14 protein-coding genes and 1 tRNA gene are annotated in these 14,516 nt (G+C 37.9%); 7 read left to right on the top strand and 8 right to left on the bottom strand.

Annotation, left to right across the window (positions count from 1 at the left end; genetic code table 11):
• Nucleotides 1-628: 628 nt before the first annotated feature.
• The 3 genes from AMDU4_RS03145 to AMDU4_RS03135 all read right to left on the bottom strand — a co-directional run bounded on the left by AMDU4_RS03145 (nt 629) and on the right by AMDU4_RS03135 (nt 4,673).
• Nucleotides 629-1,849 (bottom strand): hypothetical protein, encoded by a 1,221-nt coding sequence (locus AMDU4_RS03145; protein ID WP_021786535.1) that lies wholly within the window; start codon nt 1,847-1,849, stop codon nt 629-631.
• Between the two features lie 373 nt (nt 1,850-2,222).
• The gene (locus tag AMDU4_RS03140) at nt 2,223-3,410 is read right to left on the bottom strand and encodes a transposase (protein WP_021786534.1); all 1,188 of its coding nucleotides are present in this window, start codon (nt 3,408-3,410) and stop codon (nt 2,223-2,225) included.
• 156 nt (nt 3,411-3,566) lie between these two features.
• Nucleotides 3,567-4,673 (bottom strand): transposase, encoded by a 1,107-nt coding sequence (locus AMDU4_RS03135; protein ID WP_021786533.1) that lies wholly within the window; start codon nt 4,671-4,673, stop codon nt 3,567-3,569.
• Between the two features lie 50 nt (nt 4,674-4,723).
• Between AMDU4_RS03135 and AMDU4_RS03130 the strand changes: the two genes are divergently transcribed.
• The gene (locus tag AMDU4_RS03130; protein WP_021786172.1) at nt 4,724-5,026 is read left to right on the top strand and encodes a hypothetical protein; all 303 of its coding nucleotides are present in this window, start codon (nt 4,724-4,726) and stop codon (nt 5,024-5,026) included.
• Nucleotides 5,027-5,067: 41 nt separating this feature from the next.
• Here AMDU4_RS03130 and AMDU4_RS03125 read toward each other — a convergent pair whose 3' ends face one another.
• Nucleotides 5,068-6,105: a transposase gene (locus AMDU4_RS03125; protein WP_021786532.1), complete on the bottom strand. Its 1,038-nt coding sequence runs from the start codon at nt 6,103-6,105 to the stop codon at nt 5,068-5,070.
• Between the two features lie 51 nt (nt 6,106-6,156).
• On the opposite strand from AMDU4_RS03125, the gene AMDU4_RS03120 reads away from it, so the two are divergent.
• Together AMDU4_RS03120 and AMDU4_RS03115 are read left to right on the top strand one after the other, a co-directional pair.
• Nucleotides 6,157-6,351: a DUF2080 family transposase-associated protein gene (locus AMDU4_RS03120; RefSeq protein ID WP_021786119.1), complete on the top strand. Its 195-nt coding sequence runs from the start codon at nt 6,157-6,159 to the stop codon at nt 6,349-6,351.
• Nucleotides 6,352-6,410: 59 nt separating this feature from the next.
• The gene (locus AMDU4_RS03115) at nt 6,411-7,319 is read left to right on the top strand and encodes a hypothetical protein (RefSeq protein WP_021786531.1); all 909 of its coding nucleotides are present in this window, start codon (nt 6,411-6,413) and stop codon (nt 7,317-7,319) included.
• Nucleotides 7,320-7,534: 215 nt separating this feature from the next.
• Here AMDU4_RS03115 and AMDU4_RS03110 read toward each other — a convergent pair whose 3' ends face one another.
• A complete protein-coding gene (locus AMDU4_RS03110; RefSeq protein WP_021786530.1) occupies nt 7,535-8,908 on the bottom strand; it encodes an APC family permease in 1,374 nt (457 codons plus the stop codon).
• A gap of 77 nt (nt 8,909-8,985) precedes the next feature.
• On the opposite strand from AMDU4_RS03110, the gene AMDU4_RS03105 reads away from it, so the two are divergent.
• The 3 genes from AMDU4_RS03105 to AMDU4_RS03095 all read left to right on the top strand — a co-directional run bounded on the left by AMDU4_RS03105 (nt 8,986) and on the right by AMDU4_RS03095 (nt 10,355).
• The gene (locus AMDU4_RS03105) at nt 8,986-9,186 is read left to right on the top strand and encodes a hypothetical protein (RefSeq protein WP_290704035.1); all 201 of its coding nucleotides are present in this window, start codon (nt 8,986-8,988) and stop codon (nt 9,184-9,186) included.
• A gap of 82 nt (nt 9,187-9,268) precedes the next feature.
• Nucleotides 9,269-9,433 (top strand): hypothetical protein, encoded by a 165-nt coding sequence (locus AMDU4_RS03100; protein WP_021786528.1) that lies wholly within the window; start codon nt 9,269-9,271, stop codon nt 9,431-9,433.
• Between the two features lie 13 nt (nt 9,434-9,446).
• Nucleotides 9,447-10,355: a hypothetical protein gene (locus AMDU4_RS03095; RefSeq protein WP_021786527.1), complete on the top strand. Its 909-nt coding sequence runs from the start codon at nt 9,447-9,449 to the stop codon at nt 10,353-10,355.
• An 881-nt stretch (nt 10,356-11,236) separates the two neighbouring features.
• Here the strand turns inward: AMDU4_RS03095 and AMDU4_RS03090 are convergent.
• From AMDU4_RS03090 to psmA, 3 genes are all read right to left on the bottom strand, one after another.
• A tRNA-Glu gene (locus AMDU4_RS03090) sits at nt 11,237-11,311 on the bottom strand.
• A 55-nt stretch (nt 11,312-11,366) separates the two neighbouring features.
• The gene (locus tag AMDU4_RS03085) at nt 11,367-12,647 is read right to left on the bottom strand and encodes an adenylosuccinate synthase (RefSeq protein ID WP_021786525.1); all 1,281 of its coding nucleotides are present in this window, start codon (nt 12,645-12,647) and stop codon (nt 11,367-11,369) included.
• Nucleotides 12,648-12,741: 94 nt separating this feature from the next.
• The gene (psmA, locus tag AMDU4_RS03080; protein ID WP_021786524.1) at nt 12,742-13,446 is read right to left on the bottom strand and encodes an archaeal proteasome endopeptidase complex subunit alpha; all 705 of its coding nucleotides are present in this window, start codon (nt 13,444-13,446) and stop codon (nt 12,742-12,744) included.
• 170 nt (nt 13,447-13,616) lie between these two features.
• Here psmA and AMDU4_RS03075 point away from each other — a divergent pair, with 170 nt between their 5' ends.
• Nucleotides 13,617-14,447 carry a TatD family hydrolase gene (locus AMDU4_RS03075; protein WP_021786523.1) on the top strand — a complete coding sequence of 277 codons (831 nt, stop codon included), beginning with the start codon at nt 13,617-13,619 and terminating at the stop codon, nt 14,445-14,447.
• The last annotated feature ends 69 nt before the right edge of the window (nt 14,448-14,516 follow it).

Below are 14,516 nucleotides of genomic sequence, written 5' to 3'. Positions count from 1 at the left end.
GATTTGCAGGGTGATTGAATGATTCCTTCTGCAAGAACAATGACTCCCAATTGAGTATTGTACAAACACATTAAGGGCGGCAATACCTCGTAAAATTCTGTGTTATAAAAGTATTGTAGTAAATAGACTTAGAACCAAGTTGTATCTATACAGAATACAGCGATCACTGAAAGTCAGTGTATGTGGTGTTGGACCGTTAACATTGTACCATATCAAATATTATTCCTATAACCATATTAAATTATCGACAGAACCCCATGGAAGGGTTGATGCTCTTATTTTATACTGCCTGGCGATTGATAAGCTACTTATGTTCTTCGCCAGTGACCATACAATAGCGCCGCTAGAATAGTTGCAGGGAAGTTTAAGATTAATAAAACGAATTGTGCGTTTTCTATACTTGCATTATACTGTGCTTTCATTAAAAGCGGATAGAATAAGTAAACCTCCGCTCCAGTTATTGTGACAGAGAAAACAAAAAGCAATATTGGTATAATGAATAATATTCTATTTACAGAGATATTCGCTTTGCCAATCGTGAATATTACTGTGCGGATCAACCCAAGAACTTCAATTGCGAGTATTGCAATCCAAAAATAAAAAATAGGAATCACTTGCTACACCACCATTATGAGAACCATATCTGATTTCCACTGCCATATTCATTAACAAATTGATGACAATTGTTTGAAATATACTCGCTGAAGAAAACTGCAGTGTAGCCACCATAGGCAATATATGGAATATTGTACCAAAATGTGTAGGAATTTCCATTGTTATCCAGTCCGTAAAGCCCCATAGAAGAGGCAAGGGAACCAAGAGGTGTGACAACCCATGGGTAATAATAATCATTTACAAATTCCATGTGGATATAGGAATAGCCGGTGCTCTCAAAATAATTTAGCATGGTAGACCCTTCATAGAGTAAACCAATCCCAACCAATATTAGGGCAGCGCCAATAGCCTGAGCCAATACAGGCACGGGGATAAACAATGCAATTAATCCTGCGGCAGAAAGACCATACCCAAGATCGGTGGTAGCACTCTCCCATGTGTTGAAAAATGACTGAGCAGCAGAACCACTGAATTTCACATTGTAGTGATCCTGTTCCCCATATGTTATAGACCACCCACCAAGCCACCAGGGAGCCTTATAAACAAAGTAATTGATATTTACCCACACCCAGGGATCGATTATGCTACCACTGGGTGTTGTAACTTTGACCTTCCAGGCTTTAAAAACGGTTCCATTAATATACGCAACATACTCAACACTGTGATCATGATAGACTCCATTGGGAGTAGGAGTGGTAGTATTAATCTGCTTTACTATGTGACCTGTCTTTACAACTTGATGAACAAATGAAGCCTTAGACGGGATTTGATCTGGGAGTGAATGTGATTTCATCTCCAGAGATGAGAGATCGTGCAGATGTAGTGAGGCAGTAACGCTTGACCTTAGAAATTCTTTGAATAGCGATTCATAATGTGTAGAGTTTATTGCTCTATTATTTTGACCATAAGTTTGATTATACCACTTTCCAAAAAGAGAACCTATTACATTCTCCAACTCAAACTCCTTCGTATCAAGTGCTTTATTGGCAATTCTCATGTTATTTGTTGTAGAAAGATTAAAACTGCTTGTTTCAGCGGAAGTTTGTTTATAATTAAACTTCCCATTTTGTAGAGAGCCTTTCCCAAGTGATGAGTTTGAAGATAGAGTGGAAGTAGAAGGTGATATGGTTTGATTACCATTTAAATCAGAATGGCTGGGTATTCCAGAGAAATTTAGCAATAACATCACGCTAACGATGACTACTATACCTAAAAGCTTTACTTTCCTGTTCATATAAATCAAAATACTTTGAATATATATATATATATATATATATATATATAGTAGCTATTTCAACTACAATCTACTATCTAATTATAACCCTAACTTTACGAAACATATTCGGATGATGAAAAAATTTGTCCCAAAGTCCATTTTTTTCACACTCTCCGCATGTATTGAGAACCAACACTTAATTTTCCCGTTTCACCAATATTATGTCACTTTTCATGACTGCATGCCTGCAGAACCTTATGATCTGCAGCATCCAATGCTACAGGAATCATCCATTTTCACAGTAACAGCATCCCTTCATGTGATTCATGGACATAGCCATGGCTGTTACTCTTCTTTCTCTATCCTCTCAAACCAGAATTTGCCTTCAGCTTTATCCAAAATCACCGGTTATTGATCCCCATCTCCCCATTTTCATGTCTATTACGAAATCCATGAATATGATCCATGCCAGCCCCGAAAGCCTTCTCATGAGATTTATGAGAATCCACAGGTTATAGAGCAGTACTGAAAAATAGAATATGAAATATCTCACGCCAATGTCGGGGGAATGTGTATTCTCCTCAAAAACTATCTTCTCTCCATAACCATTCTCAATACTCCACCTTTCCCTGTATATCTCTGCAAGATTTTCAACATTGTCCTCAGTGACCTCAATATTTGTGTAAAAGCAGAAATCATGAAGTTTCCCGTCCCTGTGGTATCTCACATGGACGAAGGTGGTTTTAGCCACCTCTTTCCCTGAATCTATGCTGTCATTCACAACAAGGAATGACAGATCATTCTTTGCAGAGTAATGCATCTCCTTTTCCCTGAACCTCAACACCTTTGGATTGTCCTTTGCAGGTACAATGTATTTCATCCCCATGATATCCATATCATTCATCACACCTGCATCCAGGTAGCCACGATCCATGAGAATGATGTTGATCTTTATTCCAAGATCCACTGCATGTCCAATAAGTGTCCTTACCTCCATGGAATTGTCAATGCCGTCAAGCTGATCACGCCTCATGACTGAAAGTACAAACCTCTCACCCTTCTTCACGGATTCCAGTGTTGCAAATCTGTATGCTTTGCCTGTAACCCTGAACTTCTTCGAACCCACAGCTATGAGGTATCTGCTGTCGGTACCGTAATATGGATGGTCATGTTCGTCTATGGCAACATTCACAGATGTTGAGAAGGCACCAGTGGAGATTGCCTTCTTAACGATGAGATCCAGCAGTGACTGTATCTTCTCTATTCCAGTTCTCACTGTTTTCCTGCTCTTACCCATATCAGATCCTTTTCTCCTGTGTGAACCGGATTCAGATGCAATTCCCTTCAACAGCCTGAACATGGTATCACCTGACGGTGTTCTTGTATTTCCGTAATTCCTTATGTATGTCTCAACGTACAGACGATCTGCAATGGCATTCCTCAGTGTTCCTGATACATCGCCTTCAGTATAGATTGACCTTCTCTTCATGACGGGTGTGAACATGATCTTCATAGCTGAGGAGAAAAATTCTTTAGTGTCCTTTACATTACATAACGGGGGGTTATTTTGTTGCTTCATAATACAATATTAATCCCCCAAATTTTAACTTGTCTGCCACGATAGATAAGCAATCAGAATCTGTTGTATCGTAATAAACTACATTGCCGATGAATTATACATGTCCGATCCGGTTGGACATGCGGAGAGTGTGTTTTTATGGGCTTTGGGACAATATTATTTTGAGGGGAATCCCCGGTAATCTTTTATCATCTCCGGATTTGTACGCCTCAGGTAGCTGTACTGCCTCAGGTTGTGCATGTTGATCTTCAGGGTCTCCTCCGTCTTCTTTCTCTGAGACAGTTTCTTCCTTATCTTTACAGGCATCTTCCTCTTCATCATTGAATTCACAGATTCTGATATTGATCTCATATGGTACTGCTCCATCCAGTATTGAGTATTATCAATGAATCCATATAGCATTGTTTTCCATGATGGCACTCCTTTGGAACGGAATGTTGCATTAGTTTTTGGAAGGAAATAGGGAGTTATACCGTATCCATCAACAGTAGAGCAGATCTTCCTGCTTGAATACAGTGCATCCCCCAACATTGTCTCTATCTGAGGGCACAGGTCTATGGTCTGTGCCATTATACCTGGAAACATGGACAGCTCTCCTATTGAGTGGTCATCTGTGGTGTATAGGCCCGCTATCATCTTTGTATGGACTCCCACTGAAAATGATGAATACTGGAAGTCGTGTTTTCCCTTCGTGTGGGGAAAAGAATCCGATTGCTCCTTCTCGCCCTTTTTCTTCTCTTTCTCGATCCTCTGCTGGCTTCTCTTCGATTCATAGTTGGCCTTCATCGTTGCCGGATCACCTGTTCCATCTGTGGAGAATATCTTCTCCGTGGAATTGCCTGATTCGTTCATGATCCTGAGAACCTCATCCAGGAGCTTCTTTGATCGTTCAGGTTCATAGCCTCTCTCTATGGTCTTATAGGAGAATTCTGAGGATATCCCAAGCTTTTCACTGAACAGCCTAAGAAATCCCTCAGCTATGCGGTTGGGCATGCCGAAGTATGCCTGCATCAGCATAACCTTGACTATGTCTGAGGCTGGAACTGGAGGCCTTCCAGCTCCCCTCTTCTCCTCCTGAATACGGGAAGAGGCTATGTTAACCACATCCCTGATTGTTTCCAGCACATCGGCTATTTCATTCACCTGTGCCTGGTCATAGAGATGCCAGTTCCTTTCGGCCTGATCCCTTTTCTCGTAGGGGAAGGATTTATCCCTTACCGATTTGACAAGATTCCTCAGATCCTCTATATTCTTCTTTGCCACATATATGTATAACGAACAGGTTTAAATAGTTATGTGTACTATTCCACATAATGAATGGAACAATGATACTCTTTCATTTTCCAGAGAAGACAGCTCATGGAACAATAAACAAGTTCATGCAGAAGTTCTATGGACAGGATTCAACCTCAGGGAATGGCAAGTATAAGTACCATAGGCATGGTTTGCTGGAAAGCATACCTCATAGAAAGCTCCTAAGAGGAGTTCTGATACTCAGGAATGAGGATGCTGCAAAGGTATTAAATTTCCTGGAACAGTATTCCCTTACACTGCATGTCAGAGAGGTGAAACTAACCTCAGATGATGAAAAAATACTGAGGGGAACCCATGAATAAATTTGTCCCAAAGCCGTTTTTATGGAGTGTGGGACACTATTCTAAAATCTACCCATATTGAACAGGTTATGCCACACGCCGGTGCAGAATAGTGCATTATCTATTCTGTCATCCCTTCTCTGTGCTACATTCCATCCAAGCATCTTCTTGTCTGCAGCAAATCCAGATTCAGAATTGCTTCTCTGATGGTACTGTTCCAGGTATGGCATGGTATTCTCAATAAAATCTTTCATTGTTTTTTTCCATTTCAGAGATCCATTCAGTGTGGAATTCTTCTTCGGTATTACGAATACCTTTGTTTCCCCAAGTTTATCCATGTATGATGGAGAGGAGTAATACCTGTCCAGTCGTATGGAATCCATTTCTATACCTATTGAGGAAAGAAGATCCATTGCTCTGTCATAAGCACTCCTCTCAGATTTCATTGATGAACCGAAGGCAATGTACATCCTTGATTTAAGGTCCATTATGGCAAATGAATATGCAAACAATCTTTTCTTATGTGACTTTGATTTCTTTCCATCCTTTTCCCCAGTGGTTTTAGGATTCTCCTTGGCAAGATCCTTAAGCTTCTGTGCATATGATTCATAGTTCTTCTTCACAGTAAGGGAATAACCTGTACCATCACCTGTTGCACTGGAATTCGTAATATCCTTTTTCCCCAGTATGAGTACATGCAGGTTGTGTACTGCAATTATGACCTCCTCATCTGAATATAGTCTTTCTATGGTTTTGTATGATACATCTATTCCTGATAACATGGAGAATATGGCAAGCATGTTTGCAAACATCCTGTTTGATTCACCCACAAGCTGCTTGATCATCAACAGCTTGACCCTCTGTTCCAGGGTGAGAGAATGTGGATGTCCAGCTCTTGGAACTATCCGTATCATTGAAACAGCTTCATTTATCAATGGATCAAGATCCTCCATCGCCATCTTGATTCTCTGTGCAAATTCTTGCTCGTAGGTTCTCCAGTCCCTTTCCTTTTTAGGGTGTTCAAGTACATATTTCTTTGATAGGATGCTGTCAAGTTCATGCAGTTTATCCTTAATGTCCCCGGATACGATTCTTGACATAAATGGTAATGTAACAAAAGGTTAAATAGTTATCTATAGATATCCATATACATGGTAAGAAGACTTGAAGTGGATAATGGAAAACTTATACTGAACGAAAATGAGATTGAGGGTTTTCTCGAGCGCACGGTAACACCCATAGGAACATCAGGAAAAGCGGATGTTCCAAGAAGGTATATTGGACGTAGGGTTTATGTGATAATCACAAAAAATCCCGGAACAATTCAGGAAAAGGGTAAAAAATAATTACGTCCCACATATGTTTTTATGCAAAAATTTTTATATGATATATAATTACTTATTTTATGAAACCTCTAAATAATAAAGGTCTTTTAGTGTTAGCTACTATGTTTACAGCAGCCCTTATGATCGGTGTTCCATTATCCATGGCAGCAAGCCCCAGCACACCATCATATTTGGCAAGTGGATCCTCAATGAATTATGTTTGCAACATATCCGGATATCATGCTAGCCATACATATTCAATGCATAAAGGAATAGGGGAAACCAGCATAACCAACACAAGCGAAGGACCGAACACATACTATTACAACGTAACAGTTAGCAGCTCAAATAAAACTGCTGTAAATATAACTGTTCCCACATCATCTGGGACGACCTCGTATTCGAATTTACCAATTTCCCAGGCAAAATATATGGTGCCTATCTATGTCAGCAGTACTTCCAAAAATGTGACATTATTGCACCCAATATATCAGGGAAAATATGACAGCTTTGCCAGTAACTTCACACTTAATTATTCAAAAGCAGTTGTATTACCCTATTACAAGACGCCCTTTGGACCTGTGAAAGCTACAGAGTACATTATAGATGAACATACAGTTACTGCAAAGGCAACCTCTACAAGTGCCGCCTCATACATGAATATTACTGGTGCCATCTATGTGAACCCTGCAACGGATCTCATATTGTATGAAAATGTAAATTCATATTCTAAGGACGTAAGTAGTGGAACAACTACAGCCAACGAAACATATACTGTAACAAGTATTACAACGACAAACTCACTTACCAGCACCAATGTAGTGCCGATTCATACAGATTATATAGGTGCATACGTGGGAATAGGTGTGGCAATAGTCCTCCTTGGGGCTGCGGTTTATTACTTCTATGGTAGAAAACCTGCAGCACCTAAACAGACGGGCAAGCAAACAGAAAAACAGGAAAATAACAGGGATGAAAAAACGAAGTAATAAAAATTTATTTTTTAACATTTATAAACGGAAGTCCTCCTTTGCAAGATATTCTTCTATCCGCCGGCAGATAGGAGAGCATATTGCTTCATGCGTGCCTAAAGTGGGATGGCTTAGCACGAAGGAATTCAAGTCCATGGAGATTAAGACAGCAACCTTTGAAGTGAGAAGCTCCCTGCAAAAGCTGGGAGAAAACGCCACTTTCAAATCATATCCTAATTTTTATTCGTGTACAGCATCATTATGGCGGGAATCATCATTATTATGAAAAGTATAAGGAATATCGTATCAGTTATGAGACCAAATAAAATCATAATAGAAAAACCCGTAAATGAAAATATTGACACTGCAAGGTACATATGTTTCCTGCTTATTTGTCGCCTGCGCGAATAGAGGTATATGCCTGTAAATGCATCTATTCCAAATTCCATCATAAGGAATATCCCAGATATTGAAAGGAGTTCAGCGAAGAATCCTTCTATAGAGGGTACAAAAAGCATCACCGCATTTATTGATTCTGCCGCAATGCCTATCATGAGAAGATTAGCATATGGGCTTTTCCTTTCCCTGTTAATGTATCCGAATTGCCTGGGAAAAAGTTTTTCACGGGACATTGCATACCAGGCCCTGCTGAGTATATAGGTTGTAAGCCATAATGAGCTTGCTGTGGATGCTATAACGGCAATATCCATTATAAATGAATATTTTGGGATCATGTACTGAGACCATGTAGCCAGTGGATCAAGACTGGCTGAAAGCAGATTTATGGGGGTTTCAATATCCATCAATGTCATTGTGACCAGATAAATGGCAAATACCGCAATAAGACCTATAATCCCTGTGGTTCCTGGCCATTTTTCACGGTTAAAAGATTCCTCTGATGCGTATGAGTCTATTTCCCATCCGTCCATTATGGTTGCGATCACAGGAAATGCTATCATAAATTTATATGGGCTCTTTAATATCTGTCCAAAACCTATAAACCAGCTATATGAAACTGGATTAACAGTATGCCCTGGAAGAAAATATATGGCTATTACAACAAAAACAACGATTATTGATAGCTCAAGGACAAGGAATATTTCAGTTAGCCTTGCCGTGGGTTTTGCACCCATTATGGAAGCTATAAGCGTAATTGAAATCCACGCACTTCCTATTATAAATATTGTTGTAGCATTATTGTATGTGGCATAATTTATGATTCCAGTATTGTATAACAATACTGCTGTGTATTCACCAGCAGGTATTACAATTGGAGGTATGGAAAAGAAATATGCCAGTGTGATTACCCACGCCTGCATTGATCCATATCTTCTTGATACAATTCTGTTTCCCCAGTGATATGAGGCTCCTGCACTTGGATACAGCCTATTGAATTTTCTGAATATTATGGCTGCACCGAGCCATACCGGAAAAGTGAGGATAATTGCCATGATAGAATAAAAACCCAGATACATTACAATGACGCCATATGATGCTGCAATGCTGAATGCGGGTGCAACACTGGATGTTGAGAGTGCCGAAAGGTCTATGAATCTGTGTACGTTAGATTTCAAATCGCCTGAACTTTTATTTATTCGAAGGATCATGTTATCCACTTAAGTTTACTTAATAAAAGTGAAGTATACTTAAATATTTAAATCTGCCTTCATGGACTATTATGGCAATGGAATATGTGGACAAGGAAAAGGAAATAGAGGGTGTCATAGAGAAATCTGAGGCCATACTAGGATTGACCAAAAGTCTTATTCAGAAGACACCAGAGGCTTTTAAGTCTAAATTGATAGAGAATGTCCTGGAGGAAATATTGAAGGGTCCCGAGCTGCTGAATACGTTCAGGAATGGACTAAAGGGAGATACTCAATAAAAAAATATATATATTGTATATGAGATATACACAACATATACCATATACATACTGTACTAAAATTAAATGAGTGGGGAGATGAATGGAAAATAAAAGAGTGGATAAAGAATATACATGGGATGAACGTTTAAAAATTCTTGAGAATTCTAAATGTATCAGGATAGTTAAACATCCAAGACACGATGACGTGTATGTACCAATAGAGGAAAATGGTATAACTGTTTATGTTGTGGCTGAAAAAGAATAATTAGGGGAAGATTTTGTTATTTTTTTATCCCAAAGATTTAGAAATTATAAGCAGACGTATATATTATACTCATCCTTCAGGTATTCTTAAAAGAAATGCCACGGAAAAAATAACTTTCAAAAACACATCAGAGAGGATATTACCAGAAATAATTTTGGAAGTTGAAAAATTTAAGCCAAATCTAAAAATCATCGATAATGATGGAAATGAATTGATATATCTACCAAATTACAAGATAGAAGAAGAGGGAAACGTCCCAAAAGATATTTTAAACGCTATGAATGAAAAAGATCTAGGAAAAAAGCGGTATATTTTATTAATAAAACTGAACCAACCAGTTAAGAAAGATGAATATTACTCAATACATTTAGATTATGAGGCAAAGGAGATAGATAGAAAATATTTTATATTTACTGAAAAAGAGCGTATAGACTGGATATCTTTCTATGATAAGGAAACTCTTAGCATTTTTTGTCAATGGGAAGACGGGTTAACAATAGAAAGGGGAGGCCTAGCTACTTATTCTGATGATTCAGTTCTATTGGATAATGAAAGAATACATTTAGATTTCAGAAAAAATTTTTTTTCTTTTAGTGTTTCTAATAAGTACAGAACGGATGAAAATATAACCTCAATAGGAATATTTTATAGAATAAAGACGGAAGAGGGTCTAGCTGGTTTAATGTATAGCCTTATAGTGTTCGTAATATTATTCCCATTTACTGACATTATATGGTTGATTTTACATAATATTTCATATCTATTTGACTCATTGGAAATAGAGAGTGTCTTTATTTTAACATTGGCTTTCGCTCAAACAAGGACAAAATTGCTATCTCATGAAAAGTGGATTAAACTGGCACTAATAATTGCTGGTATATTTTTCGTTTCTTCCATCTTATTGTTAATGATTATAAGATAAGAGAATGTGAGGGAATGTTCTAAAATCTACCCATATTGAACAGATTGTGCCACTCACCGGTGCAGAATAATGCATTATCAATCCTGACCTCCCTTCTCCAGATACTTTATGGATAGGCTATGGCATAGATAATTCCTGCAAAGAAGATGTCCAGTCTCCCCTCTATCGATTAGAGGAAACAAATAGAAATAATCCAGATATCTGCCCCCATATCAGTGTATGAAAACATAGTAAAATACAACGTCTCTATGTAAAAACTGAAATGGTGGTGGATGTTTCCGACATATTATATAATTATAACGTGAGTAAAAAAAATTTAGAAATTATAGATACGGAACACTAGGTGACATTTTCCCAGAACTGCTGAGGCTTGGAAAAATAATTTCTTAACTTTTAAATCATGGTAATACTTTACCCTATAATATTACGAATTTGGACTAATTACGTTTCAGAAACGTAAGTTTTTAAAAGGCTGAATTTTACAGGATAATTAGATTAAATTAGATTTTATATTTTTGTAATATTTCTTACATTTTATAATAAAACGTCATATTATTTCTAATTCATATAGAAAAACTAAACACTGCGGACATAGTAAGAAAGTTGTGCAAATGAAGATGTACCCGGGAATAGAAATTATATGCCTAATCCAAAATGCAGTAGTCTATGATGAACAACCTGGCAGGTTTGTAAAAGAATGTGTGGATTCAAACGTGCTTTTCATTAAAACGACAGGTATTGCGGGGTTAAAAATCAATAATAATTCTTGTTCATATGCCTGTCTGTATAAAACAATTTTTTTCATGGTGCGTTTTAAACTCTAGCTAAAAATTTTTACTGGATCTTAGACCATCATTACCCACATTAAACCTTTATCAAAATGCTCCGACCGGGATTCGAACCCGAGTCATCGGCTCGAAAGGCCGGAATGCTTGGCCTGACTACACCATCGGAGCCTAAAAATGGCTTAAAAGCTACGTCCTTAAAGCCGCATGGCATAATTGCATTATATTAATTAAATATTTGTTTTGTTATGGTCATACGGCGGTCCTCTCCCAGGGATATAATATCAATGGTTTTCCCGGTTTCCCCTTCAATGAACTCAAGGAATTTTTTCATATTTTCTGGAAGCTCCTGGTATCCTTTTGAAATTATGTCTTCTCCATTTGTTATGTCTCCCCACCCTGGAAATTCAACGTAATCAACGTGAAGTTTATCAAATTCTTCCAATCTCCTGGGGAAGTAATCAATTTCCTTTCCGTCAATTGTATATTTCGTAGCAACCTTTATTGTCTTCATTTTACCTAGTATATCGACCTTTGTGATAGCAAGGGAATCAACATCGTTCATCATTATGGTATATTTCAAAAGAGGAAGGTCAAGCCATCCTATCCTTCTGGGCCTGCCTGTAGTTGTTCCGTATTCGCCGCCTAAATCCCTTAATGTACTGCCGTTTAGTATTTCTGAAGGGAAAGGCCCTGCTCCAACCTTGGATGTGTATGCCTTAAAAACTCCTATGACACGGTCAACCTTCCTGAAGGAAAATCCAGACCCGGTAGAGAGCGCCCCTGCCAGTGTGTTGGATGATGTGACAAATGGGTATATGCCGAAATCTATGTCCAGCATGCCACCCTGTGCACCCTCGAAAAGTATGTTTTTTCCGCTTCTGTAATCATTATATATAACGTTCTCAGTATAATCCATATATTTCATGATAGAATTGCCAAAGCTGCAGAGACTTTCTACCATTTTGCCCCTTTCTTCAGGATTTTCATAGATGCTGCCTTTCAAAAGTTGTCTCTTCATGTTGTATATTGTTTCTATCTTGTCCCTTATTATTTCAGTATTAGAGAGATCTATAAGGCGTATCCCTGTCCTCGCATATTTATCCTCATAGGTAGGGCCTATTCCCTTGGATGTGGTTCCAATATTCAACTTTGACCTTATCTCTTCCTCTTTCTTATCCAGACATTTATGCATTTTTGTTACTATATGCGCACCTGCACTAATTTTTATGTCAATATTTTTCTTAGATTTTTTAAGAAGGTCTATTTCATCAACAAGTTCTTCTGGGTCTATCACCATGCCATTTCCAAGTATAACCCTGTTGCTCTGCATTGCCCCTGAGGGCACCAGATGAAATTTGAACTTTTCTCCATTTATGACAACTGTATGGCCTGCATTGCTGCCTCCATTGAAACGGACTACATCATCATAATCCTTGCTTATAAAATCCGTAATCTTGCCCTTTCCCTCATCACCAAACTGCAAACCAAGAATAACTGAAATCATTTAAACCTATATGTCATGATAATATAGTATAAAACTGTTATTTCAAATATATAGAAGCCAACAAAATTATATAAAAAATAAAAATAGCAAATATTTAATTAAGGTATTTTGCCACTTCCTCATTGGTATAAACGTGGAATAGCTCACCAACCTTTATGGATGCAATTTCCGGCTCTTTCATGGAACTTGCATCTGCTATGGCAGATTTAAGTGCGGCTATTCCCAGTTTTATTGTATCATCAAGACTCATATCTTCCTTGTATTCCTTTTCTATATAATCGGTTACAGCATCTTTACCTGCACCAATTGCAACTGATTTGTATTCGTTTATTGTGCCAGCGGGATCGCAGTCAAATAATCTTGGGCCAATTGTGTCCGTTCCAGCAAATATGATGGATACACCATAAGGCCTGACACCCCCAAATTGTGTGTACTGCTGCATCTGGTCTGCCACTTTCTTTACAAGATTTTCTATGTTTGTAAGCGAGCCATATGTTACCTTTTCCTGCTGTGCACCAACCCTTGCAAAGTCTATTAATACTCTTGCATCGGCAACAAGGCCTGATGTTACTGTTGCCACGTTGTCATCCACGAGCTGAATTTTTTCCAGTGAATTCTTTTCCACAAGTCTGCTCCTTGCCTTTTTCTCGGATAAAAGCAATACGCCATCCTTGAATTTTATTCCCAAGGCTGTGGATCCTTTTTTTACTGCTTCTCTTGCATACTCGACCTGAAATAATCTCCCATCGGGAGAAAATACTGTTATTGCTCTATCATAAGCCATTTGACCCTGTTGCATTTATTCACCTCTTCCTTAATTATAACATAAGATTATAATCTTTTCTTTAAATGCATATGTATATTTCATTATAAAATTTTCCCTTAGCGGTCAAAAGAAAAAAACATTAAATATATAGCCAGAAATGGATTACAACGAAATAAATATATGAAAAGTCTTCATGTATTTCCGTGGTATTATATAGAACAGTATTTGATAATTTTGTGCATATCAGGAGAGCTGGATATTTCCTGGATGCAGCAAGGGAATTTGTGAAATACGGGGGGACATCAATGAATATAGCAAACTTCCCGGATTATATCTATACACCTGATTCTCATTATGAGAAACTTTACAGTGAAACAGTGAATGTATCCAGAGCAGTGTGGAAAACAGGAATAAACACAGTAACCACAATAGGCCCATATCCGCTGGACTATTTCTATTTTCAGTCTGCCGGGAAAGATCCTTTGGAGTACATGAAAAAAGGAATAGACCTGGCAGCCTGCCTTATAATAAATGGAGAGGCCGATGCTATGGGTGAGGTTGGTTATCCACATTTTCCTGTTGATGAGAAAATATATAATGATTCCGGGGAAATTCTCAAATATGCCCTGGATGTATGCCACGACAGAAATATTCCGTTGATCCTGCATACTGAGGATATGGACAAAAATGGTTATTTGAGAATTGAAGAATTGATTAAAAAACACTACAAAATAGAGAGGGTAATGAAACATCACGCGAATGCCAGAGATATCAGTTTCAATGACAGCATCTTAAAATCGGTTGTTGCCTCAAGGAACAATGTAAAGTCTGCCATAGAATCAAAAAAGAATTTTCTTCTGGAAACCGATTATACAGACCAGAAAGAGAAACCAGGGAAGGTAATTCCCGTATTCTCTGTTCCAAAGAGAGCGGAAATGATAAAAAATTCATATATAGATTATATGGAAATTTTCCACAAAATTTTTGAGGAGGTACCATTTAGATTTTATGGGAAGGATTTCTTCAATAAATAAATTAAAGCAGAATATTGAACCCCTAATAATTTTATTCCACAAATGATAAATATTTAAATGCCTGTGGTA

This window comes from Ferroplasma sp. Type II, assembly GCF_000496155.1.
This window is presented reverse-complemented; position numbering and strand designations above follow the sequence as displayed.

Coding starts and splice junctions, on each gene's coding strand:
- AMDU4_RS03145 (WP_021786535.1), bottom strand. CDS start 1,849: ATGAACAGGAAAGTAAAGCTTTTAGGTATAGTAGTCATCGTTAGCGTG.
- AMDU4_RS03125 (WP_021786532.1), bottom strand. CDS start 6,105: ATGTCAAGAATCGTATCCGGGGACATTAAGGATAAACTGCATGAACTT.
- psmA (WP_021786524.1), bottom strand. CDS start 13,446: ATGCAACAGGGTCAAATGGCTTATGATAGAGCAATAACAGTATTTTCT.
- AMDU4_RS03085 (WP_021786525.1), bottom strand. CDS start 12,647: ATGATTTCAGTTATTCTTGGTTTGCAGTTTGGTGATGAGGGAAAGGGC.
- AMDU4_RS03140 (WP_021786534.1), bottom strand. CDS start 3,410: ATGAAGCAACAAAATAACCCCCCGTTATGTAATGTAAAGGACACTAAA.
- AMDU4_RS03100 (WP_021786528.1), top strand. CDS start 9,269: ATGGAAAATAAAAGAGTGGATAAAGAATATACATGGGATGAACGTTTA.
- AMDU4_RS03110 (WP_021786530.1), bottom strand. CDS start 8,908: ATGATCCTTCGAATAAATAAAAGTTCAGGCGATTTGAAATCTAACGTA.
- AMDU4_RS03120 (WP_021786119.1), top strand. CDS start 6,157: ATGGTAAGAAGACTTGAAGTGGATAATGGAAAACTTATACTGAACGAA.
- AMDU4_RS03105 (WP_290704035.1), top strand. CDS start 8,986: ATGGAATATGTGGACAAGGAAAAGGAAATAGAGGGTGTCATAGAGAAA.
- AMDU4_RS03130 (WP_021786172.1), top strand. CDS start 4,724: ATGAATGGAACAATGATACTCTTTCATTTTCCAGAGAAGACAGCTCAT.
- AMDU4_RS03115 (WP_021786531.1), top strand. CDS start 6,411: ATGAAACCTCTAAATAATAAAGGTCTTTTAGTGTTAGCTACTATGTTT.